Origin of the sequence: Arthrobacter zhaoguopingii (assembly GCF_009828595.1) — a bacterium.
GTDB classification, from domain to species: Bacteria; Actinomycetota; Actinomycetes; order Actinomycetales; family Micrococcaceae; genus Arthrobacter_D; species Arthrobacter_D zhaoguopingii.
Genome location: NZ_WPNY01000004.1, coordinates 120726 through 134807, shown reverse-complemented (window position 1 = coordinate 134807; position 14082 = coordinate 120726). Strand labels below are relative to the sequence as shown.

Sequence of the window (14082 nt, the reverse complement as noted above, 5' to 3'; positions counted from 1 at the left end):
CTTAGTGATTCGACTTATCGGCGCCGGCACGCGTCCCGGCGGAGAAGGGCCCGTGCTGGCGACCGCGTGGACCCTGCCCAACGCCGTTACGCTGGTCCGGTTCCTCGGGGTTCCGTTGTTCGTCTGGTTCATCATCACCGACCAGTATGGTCCGGCTGTGGTCACCCTGGTGCTCGTCGGGTCAACCGACTGGGTTGACGGCTACCTCGCCCGGCGCTTCAACCAGGTGTCCTCGGTGGGCCAGTGGCTCGACCCGGTCGCCGACCGCACGGCCCTCATCATCGTTGCCATCACCTTCGTCGTCGACGGAGTGGCACCAGCCTGGCTGGTGTGGTCCATCGTCATCCCCGACGCCATCCTCATCACCAACGCCCTGATCCTCTTCGGCAGCCGGCTGCGGCTGCGGGTCAGCGTCGTGGGGAAGATCCGCACGGCCCTGCTGCTGCTCGGCTCGCCGCTGCTGCTCCTTCACCGGGTGCCCGGGTATGACGACCCAGCGCTCCTGGCGGTCGCCCATGGGCTCCTGATCGCGGGCTGCGTGGGCCACCTGATCGCCTTCTACGGGTACTTCACCGCGGCCCACCGCCTCCACCGCGCCGAGCGCGCGGCCGGCCGGCAACTGACCCAGCCGGCGGCAGAGACGGCACGTGAGGGCTGATCCGCCGCGGGCGACCCCCCACCGGCGGGGGCCAGGCGGAGGGTGCGGGCAGCGGCGGCAACCGGTGCGCCCATGACGCTTGTCGCGATTCTCCTCGCCCTGCTGGGGGCTGCCTGCCTCGCCCTCGGCGCCCAGCGCCAGGGCAGCGCCGTGCGTGCGAACACCGGAGGCCTGGCGCTTGGCTCCGCCGCCCTCCTGCGCCTGATGCGCAACCCCCGCTGGGTGTTCGGCCTCGCCCTGCTGGTGGCCGGAATGGGGATGAACGTCGTCGCCCTGGCCATGGCGACCCTCACCGTCGTCCAACCCATTGGCGCCGTCGCCCTGGTGATCACCACCATCATCAACTCCAAGGACCAGGGGATCCGGCTCAACCGGCCCACCGTGGCCGCGATCACCGCCTGCGTCACCGGCAGCGCCCTGTTCGTCCTGCTCGCGGTGAACGTCACCCGGGAGGAGCACCGCGTGGGCGTGAACCAGGAACTGTCGGCGGTGCTGCTGCTCACCCTCGCCGTCGTCGTCTTTGGCTCCCTTGGCCTGGTGGCGCGCCGGCGGCTTAACGCCTTCGCCTACATCCTGGGCGCCGGAGTGCTCTTCGGGTTTGTGGCGGTGCTGACGAAGATCGTCGCGACGCACCTGCTCGACCCCAACGGGCGGTTCCTTCTGAACGTCCCCTGGTATAGCGTCGTCGCGCTGGTTGCCGCCGCCCTGCTCGGGTCGTGGTTCGTGCAGAGCGCCTACGCCACAGGCCCGCCGGACCTCGTGATCGCCGGGCTGACGGTGATCGACCCGATCGTGGGAATCGCCGTCGGCATTACGATTCTGGGGGAACTCAAGCCAGAGGTTCCCACCGTCACCGCGATTGGAATGGCCGGGGCCGCATTGATTGCTATCGTTGGAGTGGTTGCGTTATCGCGCCATCATCCTGATGTCGTGAGGCGGCGGCGCTGACGACGACGGCGCTCTGCCGCTACCGATACACCTACGTAGGGGATCCAAAGTGAGTTATCCGGCTGGTACCAAGCCACTGACCGTCCTGATTGCCGCAGATACCTACCCGCCCAATATCAACGGCGCCGCCCAGTTCGGGTACCGCCTGGCCAAGGGGATGGCCGCCCGCGGCCACAACGTGCACGTCCTGGCGCCTAACCCGGCCAACGGCCGGAGCTACACCGAGGAGCCGGCCGGGGCATGGACGGTCCACCGGCTCCGTTCGCACAGCGTGCCCACCCACGATTACTGGCGCATCTGCCTGCCGTGGGAGATCAAGCGCGATATCAGCATGCTGTTCGACCGCGTCCAGCCCGACGTCGTGCACGTCCAGTGCCACTACATGGTGGGGGAGTACACCCTCTACGAAGCGGTGAAGCGCGGCATCCGGGTGATCGCCACGAACCACTTCATGCCGGAGAACCTCAACCCGTTCCTGCCCTTCCCCGAGTGGTTCAAGCGCATCGTCGCCAAGAACTCCTGGCGCGACATGGGCCGGGTGATGGGCAAGGCCGACGCCGTCACCACGCCCACCCCGCTGGCGGCCAAGGCGATGCACGATCACGCGTTCCTGCGCCGGGTACTGCCGATCTCGAACGGCATCGACGCGGCGGCGTACGAGCCGCGCCCCGGCGAGCAGCTGCCCCCGCGAAAGCACCCGACGGTACTCTTCGTCGGGCGCCTGGCCGAAGAGAAGCACGTCGACGTGCTGATCGACGCCGTGGCGAAAACCCCCGCCGAGCTGGACGTCCACCTCGAGGTGATCGGCGGTGGTGAGGTCAAGCGGGCGCTGCAGGCCCAGGCCGAACGCCTCGGAATCGGGAACCGCGTGAAGTTCCTCGGGCTGGTCAGTGACGAGGAACTCCGCCTCGCCTACCTCCGCGCCGACATCTTCTGCCAGCCCGGCACCGCGGAACTGCAGTCGCTGGTGACGCTCGAGGCGATGTCGGCGTCGACCCCGGTGCTGCTGGCCAATGCAATGGCACTGCCGCACCTCGTGGCCGACGGCGAGAACGGCTATCTCTTCACGCCCTACGACAGCCACGAGCTGGGCCGCCGCATCACCGAACTCGTCACCCTGCCGGACGCCGACCGGGAGCGGATGGGCAAGGCAAGCCGTTCCCTCGTCGAGAAGCACAGCATCGACGCCACCCTCGAAACCTTCGAACGGCTCTACTACGGGCTCAGCGTGGAGGTCGAACTCGCGTAGTTCCGGTTTGTGTCCCTCGCCGGCTCCTCCCCGCGCCCCGGTGCGAGCCCGGCCCGTGGCCTCGGCAGGACCGGCTTTCCCGTTCCATTTCGGGGCGGCAATCGGCTCCGGCCGAGCGGATACAATAAACCGTGCCGCCGGCGCGTCCGTCGTCGCCCGGCACGCGGGGCTGTAGCTCAGCTGGTTAGAGCAGCGGACTCATAATCCGTTTGTCCTGGGTTCAAGCCCCAGCAGCCCTACACGGAAGATCCCCGGAACCAGAAGGTTCCGGGGATCTTTTTGTTCGCCGTCCCCTGTCCGACGTTCCCTGTGTCCGACGTTCCGTTGCCATCCCCGCGGCACGCCCTCCGGCTCCTACTGGCGCACTATGTTACCGACGGGTAACCTTGGTGAACGGCGCCCCGCGCGCCACCAGCACCGGCCGGCCGACATTCCTGATCGTTGAGGATCGGGACGAAGGAACCCTCATGAGCAAGCTCCAGATCGACCTAAACAACCTGCCCTATGCCGACGGCGATTTCCTCGCATTCGAAGCCCTGCTGAGCGACAAGGAGCGCTCGCGGCTGGCCGAAATACGGACGTGGCTTGACGCCGAAGTCCGCCCGAACGCCATCGGCTGGTGGAACGAGGGCGTGTTCCCCAAGAGCATCATCCCCAAGCTTGCCGAGCTCGACGTCGTCAGCCCCATCCGTCGCCAGGGCTACTCGAACCTTTTCGCAGGCATCGTGCACTCGGAATTCACCCGCGCCGACACCTCCATCGCGACGTTCATGGGCGTCCACGACGGGCTGTTCACCGGCTCCATCGAAGCACTGGCCTCCAAGGAGCAGCAGGAGGAGTGGCTGCCGGACATCTACGCCTTCCGCAAGATTGGGGCGTTTGGGCTGACCGAACCCCTGGGCGGCTCCGACGTCGCCGGGGGGACCCGGACCACGGCCCGCCGCGACGGCGGCAACTGGATCCTCAATGGTGCCAAGCGCTGGATCGGCAACGCGACCTTCTCCGACTGGGTCGTCATCTACGCCCGCGACGTCGAGGACAACCAGGTCAAGGGCTTTATGGTCGACACAACCCTCCCCGGCTACTCGGCCACGAGGATCGAGAACAAGATCGCACTGCGGTCGGTGGAGAACGCCGATATCGTCCTGGACAACGTTGTGGTTTCGGATGACTTCCACCTCAAGGGGGCCAACAGCTTCCGCGACACGAACAAGGTGCTCAAGGTGACGAGGCTGTCGGTCGGCTGGCAGGCGGTGGGTCAGCAGATGGCGGCGTTCGATGTGGCACGCCGGTACGCGGTGGAACGCCAGCAGTTCGGCCGCCCGCTCGCGTCCTTCCAGCTGGTGCAGCAGCAGCTGGTGCAGATCCTGGGCAACGCGATGAGCTCGATGGGCATGATGGTCCGGCTCTCCCAGCTCGAGGACCTCGGCCAGGCCAAGGACGAGCACTCCGCGCTGGCCAAGGCGTTCACGACGGCGCGCATGCGCGAGAGCGTCGCGGCAGGGCGGAACATCCTCGGCGGCAACGGCATCGTCACCGACTACGAAATGGCGAAGATCTTCTCGGACGCCGAGGCGATCTACTCCTACGAAGGAACTCAGGAAATTAACACACTGGTGGCGGGGCGCTCAATCACCGGCATCGCCGCGTTCGTGTAGCAGCCAGCTGGCCGCGCAGACCCCCGGGATCATAAGGATTCCGGGGGTCTCCTGCGTTCGGGGCGTCATCTCAGCCCCCCCGGGAGGGGAAGCAGGACCGACGGGCGGCGATCGGTGACGTAGTTGAGCGGATTGACGTACTTTCCGTCACGGCGAACGCCCCAATGAATGCAGGCGAAGGGACAGTGCGGCGGCCCCGCGGGAGTGCCCACCTTTTGGCCCCGCTCCACTTGGGCTCCCTTGGTGAGCGTGCTCTTCACCGGCTCGAAGCTGCTCACGAGGCCTCCTTCATGGCCGATGCTGAGCACCGGCCGGCCGGCGACCATGCCAACGAAGGTCACAACTCCATCGGCCGGGCTGAGCACGTCGTTCCCCGGTCCGACCGCAAGATCCACCCCGCGGTGGCCCGACTGCCACGGCTCGGGCGGCGGGATGAAGTGGCGGGTGACGGCAGGGACGGGCGGAAGCGGCCAGGACCACGGCGGCACGTAGTCGCCCGCCGGTGCGCCCTGCAGGGACTCCGTGCGGGAAGAACCTCCCGGACCCGACATCTGTATCAGCCCGGCAAAACCTCCCGGCCCGGACAGCGCTATCGGTTCCGCCGACCCTCCCGGACCCGACATCTGTATCAGCCCGGCAGGGCCTCCCGACCCTCCCGGACCCGACATCTGTATCAGCCCGGCAGGGCCTCCCGACCCTCCCGGACCCGACATCTGTATCAGCCCGGCAGAGCCTCCCGACCCGGACCGTGCCATCGGTTCGGTCGATTCGACCGGGCTGGCCCATTGCACCAGCCCGGCCGAGCCTTCTGGCCGAGACAGTGCCGTCGGTTCAGCCGATCCTTCCGGCCCCGCCGTCGTCATCCCCGGTCCTGCCGGTCCTGCCGAAGCCGACAGCACCACGGCGATCAGGGCGATCATCAACCGCCGGTGCAGCCACCACGTTGCAATCCCGCAGGAGTCCGGCCAGAGGTCCTTCCGGGACAGCTGTGCGGACCCGCCTGGAGCGGCCCGGATCGGCGGGGTTGGGGGACCGGGATCCATCTCGCGCCCGGCGGCCGCCGGGTGAAGGTGATTCCTCGGTGGGCGAACCAGGGATGCGGGGGTCAGCCTCATGCCCTCGACGATGCGCTCCCTCAACGCGTGCGTGGTTGTCCGCGGCTCGTATGTGGAAACCGGATTCCAGGACCGCCCAGGGATGCCGTCGCGGCTCGGGTGCGACCCGGCGCACCTGAAAGCGGCCGGCGCACCCGAAAGCGACAAAAGGGGCAGATATTTCGGGTCCGCTCGTCGTTTTCGGGTCCGCTCGTGGCTTCAGGGTCCGGCCCGGTGCGGGAGGCACCCGGGCCGTCCGGAGGCATAACACCGCTGTAGTACACTTGACGGAGCAGTCTGCCGTTTTCCCCGCGTTCTGGAACACCACCAAACCGCGCAGGAGATGTGCCGGCTGACTACGCGTGCCTGCGACCCGCCTTCGTCTCGACGACGTGCGGGGCACTATCCCAGCGGTCCGGAGCGATCCGGTTGGGGGAGTGGGTTTTCCAACGACCAGGCGCCAGGAGGACCGCCCATCCCGGGCGGAACGCTAATAACCGTCAACAAAGCAGCGGAAGCGCCATGTCGCGCGCACGCCCTGCTGAAACGAAAGGCATCCCATGCCAGTAGTAACCATGCGCCAGCTGCTCGACAGCGGCGTCCACTTCGGCCACCAGACCCGTCGCTGGAACCCGAAGATGAAGCGCTTCATTTTCACCGAGCGCAACGGCATCTACATCATCGACCTGCAGCAGTCGCTGTCCTACATCGACCGCGCCTACGAGTTCGTCAAGGCCACTGTCGCCCACGGCGGAACCGTCCTGTTCGTCGGCACCAAGAAGCAGGCCCAGGAAGCGATTGCCGACCAGGCCACCCGCGTCGGCCAGCCCTACGTCAACCAGCGTTGGCTCGGCGGCATGCTCACCAACTTCCAGACGGTTTCCAAGCGCATCGAGCGCATGAAGGAACTAGAAGAGATCGACTTCGACGACGTTGCCGGCTCGGGCCACACCAAGAAGGAACTCCTTCTCCTGAAGCGTGAGCTCACCAAGCTTCAGAGCAACCTCGGCGGTATCCGCAACCTGACGAAGGCCCCTTCGGTCATCTGGGTTGTCGACACCAAGAAGGAGCACCTCGCCATTGACGAGGCCAAGAAGCTCAACATCCCCGTCGTCGCAATCCTCGACACCAACTGCGACCCGGACGAGGTCGACTTCCCGATCCCGGGCAACGACGACGCCATCCGCGCCGTGAACCTGCTGACCCGTGTTGTCGCCGACGCCGTTGCCGAGGGCCTCATCGCCCGCAACAACCGCGCCAACGGCACCGACGCCGCCGCAGCCGAAGAGCCCCTCGCCGAGTGGGAGCGCGAACTGCTGGGCGCCGCCGAGGCCAACGCCGAGGCTCCCGCCGCTGAAGCAGCTCCCGCCGCTGAAGCAGCTCCTGCTGCCGAGGCCCCCGCCGCCGAAGCAGCTCCTGCTGCCGAGGCCCCCGCCGCCGAAGCTCCTGCCGCTGAGGAAGCTCCCGCCGAGGACGCCGCAGCCGACACCAAGTAGTTCTCTTGCGTAAGGGGTGTGGGTGATTCCGCGCCCCTTACGCATGTTCCACCGGCTGAGCGCCGGCAGGGATCCTCTTCTTCGCAGATCAACCAGAATTTAGGAGTTTTCCATGGCGAATTACACCGTCGCTGATATCAAGGCCCTCCGTGAGCGCACCGGCGCAGGCATGATGGACGTCAAGAAGGCCCTCGACGAGGCCAACGGCGATCCGGACAAGGCCCTCGAGGTCATCCGCATCAAGGGCCTCAAGGGCGCCACCAAGCGTGAAGGCCGCTCGACCGCCGAAGGCCTCGTCGCCGCACGCGTCGACGGCAGCGTCGGCGTCATGGTCGAGGTCAACTGCGAGACCGACTTCGTCGCGAAGGCCGGGCCCTTCATCGACTTCTCCAACAAGGTCCTCGACGCCGCCATTGCTTCGGGCGCCACCGACGTCGACGCGCTGCTCGCCTTCGAGGTCGACGGCCGCCCCATGTCGGAGCACGTTATCGAGGCCGGCGCCCTGCTGGGCGAGAAGGTCGACATCCGCCGCGTGGCCCGCGTTGAAGGTGCCGTCGTCGACGCTTACCTCCACCGCACCTCGAAGGACCTCCCCGCCCAGGTCGGCGTGCTGTTCGCCGTCGAGGGTGAAGGTGCCGCTGCCGTCGAGGCCGCCCACGACGTCGCGCTCCACATCGCCGCGTACACCCCGACCTACCTGACCCGCGACGAGGTTCCCGCGGACCTGGTGGAGTCGGAGCGCCGTATCGCCGAGGAGACCGCCCGCGCAGAGGGCAAGCCCGAGGCGGCGCTCACCAAGATCGTCGAAGGCCGCATGACCGGCTTCTTCAAGGATTCGGTCCTGGTCGACCAGCCCTTCTCGAAGGACACCAAGAAGTCGATCGCCCAGGTCCTCAGCGACGCCGGAGTGAAGGCCACTGCCTTCGCCCGCTTCCGCGTCGGCGCGTAGGTCCACACGCCGGATCGGTTGTAACAATGGAAAGGGTGGCCGCCGCTGGTGGCCACCCTTTTTCGCGCCCACGCGGCGCACCGTATTCTTTTATCGATTGTGCAGAACGCACCGCTTTACGCCCTGGGAGGCATCATGGACAACCTTGAACCGGCAATCACGGGTGGCAAGAACGGACGACGGCGGGTGCTCCTCAAGCTTTCCGGCGAGGTGTTCGGGGGCGGCAAGCTTGGCGTCGACCCGGAAACGGTGAGGGCCGTGGCCAGGCAGATTGCGGCCACCGTGGGCGAGGTGGAGGTGGCGATCGTCGTTGGCGGTGGAAACTTCTTCCGCGGCGCCGAACTCTCCCAGAGCGGGATGGACCGCTCGCGCGCCGACTACATGGGCATGCTCGGTACGGTGATGAACTGCCTCGCACTCCAGGACTTCCTGGAGCAGGCGGGCGTCGAGACCCGGGTCCAAAGCGCAATCACCATGGGGCAGGTCGCCGAGGCGTACATTCCCCGGCGCGCCATCCGCCACCTGGAAAAGGGCCGCGTGGTCATCTTCGGTGCCGGCGCGGGACTGCCGTACTTCTCCACCGACACCGTGGCGGCCCAGCGTGCGCTCGAGGTGCACGCCGATGAGGTGCTGATGGCCAAGAGCGGGGTCGACGGCGTCTACACGGCCGATCCGCACAAGGATCCCTCCGCGGAGAAGCTCATCACCCTCTCCTACGAGGAGGCCCTCCGCCGCGATATCCGGGTGATGGACCAGACCGCGATGACCATGTGCAAGGACAACGACCTGGAGATGGTGGTGTTCGGTATGGAGGGCGAGGGCAACGTCACCCGCGCCATCCGCGGCGAGAAGCTCGGCACGCGGGTCACCAACTAGCCCGCGGGCTCCGAATCCGGGCCCCGGGGTCCGGTCGGTGAACTAGGATTGAACACTGGACCGGTTGCCGGGCAACTGAACGCAGAGCTAAGGAGACATCGTGATCGAAGAGATCTTGCTAGAGGCCACCGAGAAGATGGACAAGGCCGTCGAAGCGGCGAAGGTCGACTTCGCGACAGTGCGGACCGGGCGGGCCAACCCTGCGATGTTCTCCAAGGTCATGGTCAGCTACTACGGCGCCCCGACGCCGCTGCAGCAGCTCGCCTCCTTCCAGAACCCCGAAGCGCGCACCCTGCTGATCACCCCGTTCGACCGGGCCGCCCTCAATGACATCGAGCGCGCCCTCCGGGACTCCGATCTGGGCGCCAACCCCTCCAACGACGGCAACGTCATCCGGGTGGTGCTCCCCGAGCTCACCCAGGAGCGCCGCAAGGAATACGTCAAGCTCGTGCGCACCAAGGCCGAGGACGCGAAGATCTCCATGCGGAACATCCGCCGCAAGGCCAAGGACGGCCTGGACAAGGCCGTCAAGGACGGCGACGCCGGCGAGGACGAGGGTTCACGCGGCGAAAAGGAACTCGACTCCCTGACGAAGTCCCACACTGACACCATCGACGACATGCTCAAGCGTAAGGAAGCCGAGCTCCTCGAAGTCTGATGCATGTTCCTAAGCCCTCAGTGGGCGGCAACGTCCCCTCGGGTGACGGCGCCGCCCGGGACGCACCCGGTGGAAGCGCGCCCAGTCCGTCCGCTGCCTCAACCGCAGTCCCGCGGGTGACCGGCGCCGCGCCGGCGGCCGGCACGGCCGCCGGTCCCCGCACCGGCCCGGCCGGAGGTACCGCCTCCGTCCCCGCGGATCCCACGCCGGCCGTTCCGGAAACCCCCGGGCCCCTTCCGGCCACCGTGCATCCCGGCACGTCCGGGTCGCCCGCGGCCGCAGCGCCGGCCGGACCAGTGACCCGGCGCGAACTGCGTGAGGCGCGCAAGCGCAGTCCACGCCTTTTCCGCCGGTCACGCCGGCCGCCGCGCGAGCCCGGAGCGCCCTCGCGGGCCGGCCGGAACCTGCCGGCGGCTATCGGGGTCGGGGTGGGCCTGATGATCCTGGTCCTTGGCGGCCTCCTCTTCTTCCCGCTCGCCTTCGTCGCACTGGTGACGGTGCTGGGCGTCCTCGGCGTCCTCGAGGTCTCGCGCGCCCTTGCGGTGCGCCGCATCGGCATGCCCCTGGTTCCGGCGGTGGCCGCAAGCGTGGCGCTGCCCTTCGCCGCCTACTTCGGTGGCGCGGAGAGCCTTGCCTTCGCCTCGGTCTTCTCATTCCTGGCCCTGCTGCTGTGGCGGTCGCTCGACCCCGCACCGGGGGCGCCGCGGGCCGTGATGGCCGGCGCCTTCACCCTCCTGTGGGTGCCCTTCATGCTCAGTTTTGCGATGCTGCTGCTCCAGCTTCCCGGCGGGTACCTGCTCATCGCGACGCTCCTGCTGCTGGTCGTCGCCAACGACACGTTCGGTTACCTGGTCGGCGTGCTCTTCGGGAAGCATCCCATGGCGCCGAAGATCAGTCCGAAGAAGTCCTGGGAGGGCTTCGGCGGCTCGGTCGGCGGCGCCATGGTGATCGGCGCGCTGTGCGCGGTCTTCCTGCTTGACCAGCCGCTCTGGGTGGGTCTGGTCCTTGCCGTGGCCATCGTTGCGGCGGCCACCGCCGGCGATCTGGCCGAGTCGATGATCAAGCGTGAACTCGGCGTCAAGGACATGGGCACCATGCTGCCCGGCCACGGGGGAGTCATGGACCGGCTCGACTCGGTGGTCTTCGCCTCGCCGATGGCGTTCCTGCTGTCCGCTACATTGGTACCAGGGCTGATCTAGCGGACGGGGATTCCGCCAGCCTTTTTGGTCTCAGCAGAAAGACACAGGCACCATGGACGATGCTCGCCAGGGCAGCTCACCTTTTGCGCGCGTCGGCCGGCGCAGCTATGGCTACAACACCCGGCAGGTGGACCGTTTCCTGGTCCAGGCCCGCAACTTCTACAACAGCGGTGAATCCGGCGACGGGCCGATCACCAGCGCCCAGGTCCGCGCCATCGTGTTCGAACCGGCGAAGGGCGGCTACGAGCCGCAGGACGTCGACGCCGCACTCGACCGGCTCGAGGACGCCTTCGCCCAGCGGGAACGCGACCAGCTGATCGAGGCCAAGGGTGAAGACGCCTGGCTGATGCAGATCGGCCGCGCCTCCGCCGTCCTGCGCGGCCGGCTCCACCGGGCCCCCGGCGAGCGCTTCCGCAGGCCGACCAGGAAAAAGGCGCTGAGCTACAACACCGGGGACGTCGACGCCCTGTGCGACCAGCTGCTGCGGTACTTCGAGAACGATCTGCCGCTGAGCGTCGACGTGGTGCGCCGGGCCGTCTTCCGGGAGACAGTGGGGCCCGCCGGCTACGAGGAGAACCAAGTCGACGCTTTCCTTGACCGGGTCGTCGAACTCATGGCGTCAATCGACTGACGGCTCGGTCCTCGGGCCGGCGAGCCGGGGCCCGGGAGCCTCCGGTGTGTGAAGCCTCGCCAGCACGCGGGAGGTGCCCGCCGGCCGCCTGCCCCGGGTCGCCCGGGACACGACGATCATCACGAGGAACGCGGCCGGCACCGTCCAGAGCGCGGGCTGCCGGAGCCAGTCGAGGGACGCCGCCTCCGGGCCGAGGAGCGCGGCCGCGAGGATCGAGCCCCCGCACAGGACCGCGCCGGCGAGCATGCCGGCCACCGCGCCGGCGTCGGTCAGCCCGCGCCACCAGATGCCCAGCAGCAGCAGGGGGCACAACGTTGACGCGGTGAAGGCGAAGACCGAGCCCACGCTGCCGGCAAGCGCCAGGGAATCTGTCAGCAGCGCCAGGACCAGCGGCACCAGGGTTGAGAGGACGGCGGCCCGGCGGAACCCCCGAACGCTGCCGGAGAAGAACTCCTGGCTGACGACGCCGGCCAGCGAGACCACGAGGCCGCTCGAGGTGGAGAGGAATGCGGCGAACGCCCCGGCAGTGACCAACGCCGTCAGCGCGTCCCCGGCGGCGCCGTCAAAGATCCTTCCGGGCAGCATCAGAACCGTGGCATCGGCCGCCCCCGGCACCGCGAGGTCGGGGGTGTAGATGCGCCCGAGAATGCCGAAGAGGGTGGGGAAGAGGTAGAACACCGACAGCAGGGCCAGCACGATGAGGGTGGTGCGCCGTGCCGAGGCGCCGTCGGGATTGGTGTAGAAGCGCACCAGCACGTGGGGCAGCCCCAGGGTGCCGAAGAGCAGCGCGATCACCAGGGAGCTCGTGCTGTACAGGGAGGCACCGGCGGTGGTGTTCAGGTCCGCCGTGAACGCGGCGCCGCCGTCGGTCACGGGCAGGCCCTCCACGCCCAGGCGCAGCAGGATGAACACGGCGGGCACGGCCAGCGCCGTGAGCTTGAGCCAGTACTGGAAGGCCTGGACGAAGGTGATCGAGCGCATCCCGCCGCCCATCACGCCCGCGCACACCACGACGACGACGGCGAGCGGGCCCACCCAGGCCGGCAGCCCCGTCGTGATGCTCACGGTCAGCGCGGCCCCGTGGAGCTGCGGCACGATGTACAGCCAGCCCACGATGATCACGAGCAGGCTGGTGACGCGGCGGGCCGGAAGGGATTCCAGCCGTGCCTGCGCGAAGTCGGGGATGGTGTAGGCCCCCGAACGGCGCAGCGGTGCGGCGACGAACAGCAGCAGCATGAGGTACCCGGCGGTGTAGCCGATGGGGAACCACAGGGCGTCGGTCCCGGAGATGAGGATCAGCCCGGCGACGCCGAGGAAACTGGCAGCCGAGAGGTACTCCCCGCCGATGGCCGAGGCGTTCCACCAGGGCCGCACCGTCCGGGACGCCACGTAGAAGTCGCCGGTGGTCCGCGAGATGCGCAGCCCGTAGATTCCGATCAGGAGCGTTGTCACCGCCACGAGCAGCAGGGCGGCGTACCCGACGGCGGGGTTGAGCCCGAAGGCGTCGCCCACTTCGTCAGCCCTCATCGATCAGGTCCTGGAACCGCTTTTCGTTGCGTGAGGCGCTGCGGACGTACAGGGCCGCGCAGGCGATGGACAGCGGGTAGACCCCGAGCCCGAGCAGCAGCCAGGGCACGGGCACGGTGAGCACGGTGACCTCCCGGATCGAGGGAAACAGCCCGAGCAGGACCGGGATGCCGATCAGGATGATGAGGAATCCGCCGGCCACCACGAGCGCCAGGCGCAGCTGGGACCGGATGAGGGAGGCGACGAAGACCTCACCGACCGCCGAGTGTTCGGCCACCTCGCGGGTCACCGGGTAGGTCCCGGAACTGGGCCGGGCGCTGGTGCGCGGGGCGGTGACCCGCACCCGGGCGGGGGGCCCGGAGTCGGGGGCAGGGGGCGGCCGGTGCGGCCCGGGGGTGGTCACGGCGGGCGGTCTAGTGGCCGGGCCGCAGGCGGGTCGCCTCGAGCTGCTCGCGGACCCCGGGCAGGTGCCTGCGGCTCACCGGCAGTTCGGTGTCGCCGACGGTCACGCTGGGGCGCCCCGCGCCCAGGCGCACCAGGCGCACCTGGTCCATGGCCACGAGGTATGACCTGTGGATGCGCAGGAATCCGGCATCGGCCCACTGCCGTTCGAGGTCGTTCAGCGGAATGCGGATTAGGTAGCTCGCCCCGGGAGTGTGAAGCCGGGCGTAGTCGCCCTGCGCCTGGACGTAGCGGACCTCATCGCGGCGGATCCTCCGGCTGATCCCGCCCTGATCGACCGTGATGACCTCCGGTGCCGCAGCGCTTCCCTCGGCGAGTTCGCAGATGCGCCGGACCGATTCGGACAGCCGCTCCCGCCGCACCGGCTTCAGCAGGTAGTCGACGGCCCGGAGGTCGAACGCCTCAAGCGCCCGGTCCTCGTCGGCGGTGACAAAGACGACGGCGGGCGGACGGTCGAGGGCAGCGATCGAGCGTGCGATATCGAGTCCGGACACGGCGGGCATGTGGATATCGAGGAACAGTGCGTCGACGTCGGACTGCTCGAGGGTGGCCAGCACCTCGGCGCCGCTCGAGGCGCGGTGGATGGTCCGGACCCTGCTGTCCTGGGAGAGCAGGAAGGCGAGCTCCTCCACTGCCGGAAGCTCATCGTCGGCGATGACCACGTTGACCATGATCCC

Annotated in this window: 14 protein-coding genes and 1 tRNA gene; 11 read left to right on the top strand and 4 right to left on the bottom strand. The window is 68.3% G+C overall.

Going from position 1 to position 14082, the window contains the following annotated elements; genetic code table 11:
• The first annotated feature begins 4 nt into the window (after window positions 1-4).
• The 5 genes from GVV86_RS07400 (at window position 5) to GVV86_RS07380 (ending at window position 4513) form a co-directional block, all read left to right on the top strand.
• Window positions 5-658, top strand: coding sequence for a CDP-alcohol phosphatidyltransferase family protein (locus GVV86_RS07400; RefSeq protein WP_159615915.1), 654 nt, complete (start codon window positions 5-7; stop codon window positions 656-658).
• A gap of 72 nt (window positions 659-730) precedes the next feature.
• Window positions 731-1606 carry a DMT family transporter gene (locus tag GVV86_RS07395; RefSeq protein WP_159615917.1) on the top strand — a complete coding sequence of 292 codons (876 nt, stop codon included), beginning with the start codon at window positions 731-733 and terminating at the stop codon, window positions 1604-1606.
• Between the two features lie 49 nt (window positions 1607-1655).
• Complete coding sequence (locus GVV86_RS07390; RefSeq protein ID WP_159615919.1) at window positions 1656-2855, top strand: glycosyltransferase; 1200 nt, start codon at window positions 1656-1658, stop codon at window positions 2853-2855.
• A gap of 165 nt (window positions 2856-3020) precedes the next feature.
• Window positions 3021-3094: transfer RNA gene (locus GVV86_RS07385), tRNA-Ile, on the top strand.
• A 228-nt stretch (window positions 3095-3322) separates the two neighbouring features.
• A complete protein-coding gene (locus tag GVV86_RS07380) occupies window positions 3323-4513 on the top strand; it encodes an acyl-CoA dehydrogenase family protein (protein ID WP_159802323.1) in 1191 nt (396 codons plus the stop codon).
• Window positions 4514-4578: 65 nt separating this feature from the next.
• On the opposite strand, the gene GVV86_RS07375 is transcribed toward GVV86_RS07380, so the two are convergent.
• Window positions 4579-5064, bottom strand: coding sequence for a M23 family metallopeptidase (locus GVV86_RS07375; RefSeq protein ID WP_246199570.1), 486 nt, complete (start codon window positions 5062-5064; stop codon window positions 4579-4581).
• A gap of 1103 nt (window positions 5065-6167) precedes the next feature.
• Here GVV86_RS07375 and rpsB point away from each other — a divergent pair.
• From rpsB to GVV86_RS07345, 6 genes are all read left to right on the top strand, one after another.
• Window positions 6168-7103: a 30S ribosomal protein S2 gene (gene rpsB / locus GVV86_RS07370; RefSeq protein ID WP_159615925.1), complete on the top strand. Its 936-nt coding sequence runs from the start codon at window positions 6168-6170 to the stop codon at window positions 7101-7103.
• Window positions 7104-7215: 112 nt separating this feature from the next.
• Window positions 7216-8052: a translation elongation factor Ts gene (gene tsf, locus GVV86_RS07365; protein ID WP_159615927.1), complete on the top strand. Its 837-nt coding sequence runs from the start codon at window positions 7216-7218 to the stop codon at window positions 8050-8052.
• A gap of 135 nt (window positions 8053-8187) precedes the next feature.
• Window positions 8188-8928 carry a UMP kinase gene (gene pyrH, locus GVV86_RS07360; RefSeq protein WP_159615929.1) on the top strand — a complete coding sequence of 247 codons (741 nt, stop codon included), beginning with the start codon at window positions 8188-8190 and terminating at the stop codon, window positions 8926-8928.
• Between the two features lie 100 nt (window positions 8929-9028).
• Entirely contained in the window at window positions 9029-9586 is a 558-nt protein-coding gene (gene frr, locus GVV86_RS07355; protein WP_159615931.1) for a ribosome recycling factor, read from the top strand.
• Window positions 9587-9897: 311 nt separating this feature from the next.
• A complete protein-coding gene (locus GVV86_RS07350; RefSeq protein WP_159616183.1) occupies window positions 9898-10785 on the top strand; it encodes a phosphatidate cytidylyltransferase in 888 nt (295 codons plus the stop codon).
• Between the two features lie 52 nt (window positions 10786-10837).
• On the top strand, window positions 10838-11416 hold the full coding sequence (locus GVV86_RS07345; RefSeq protein ID WP_159802319.1) for a DivIVA domain-containing protein: 579 nt from the start codon (window positions 10838-10840) through the stop codon (window positions 11414-11416).
• Here the strand turns inward: GVV86_RS07345 and GVV86_RS07340 are convergent.
• From GVV86_RS07340 to GVV86_RS07330, 3 genes are read right to left on the bottom strand one after another with little or no spacing between them, the layout of a single operon-like run.
• Entirely contained in the window at window positions 11405-12943 is a 1539-nt protein-coding gene (locus tag GVV86_RS07340) for a sodium/solute symporter (protein WP_159802317.1), read from the bottom strand. The genes GVV86_RS07345 and GVV86_RS07340 overlap by 12 nt on opposite strands.
• The gene (locus tag GVV86_RS07335; RefSeq protein ID WP_159802315.1) at window positions 12933-13346 is read right to left on the bottom strand and encodes a DUF485 domain-containing protein; all 414 of its coding nucleotides are present in this window, start codon (window positions 13344-13346) and stop codon (window positions 12933-12935) included. Before GVV86_RS07335 ends, GVV86_RS07340 begins: the two co-directional genes overlap by 11 nt.
• Before the next feature lie 10 nt (window positions 13347-13356).
• On the bottom strand, window positions 13357-14076 hold the full coding sequence (locus GVV86_RS07330) for a LytR/AlgR family response regulator transcription factor (protein ID WP_159802313.1): 720 nt from the start codon (window positions 14074-14076) through the stop codon (window positions 13357-13359).
• Window positions 14077-14082: the final 6 nt, after the last annotated feature.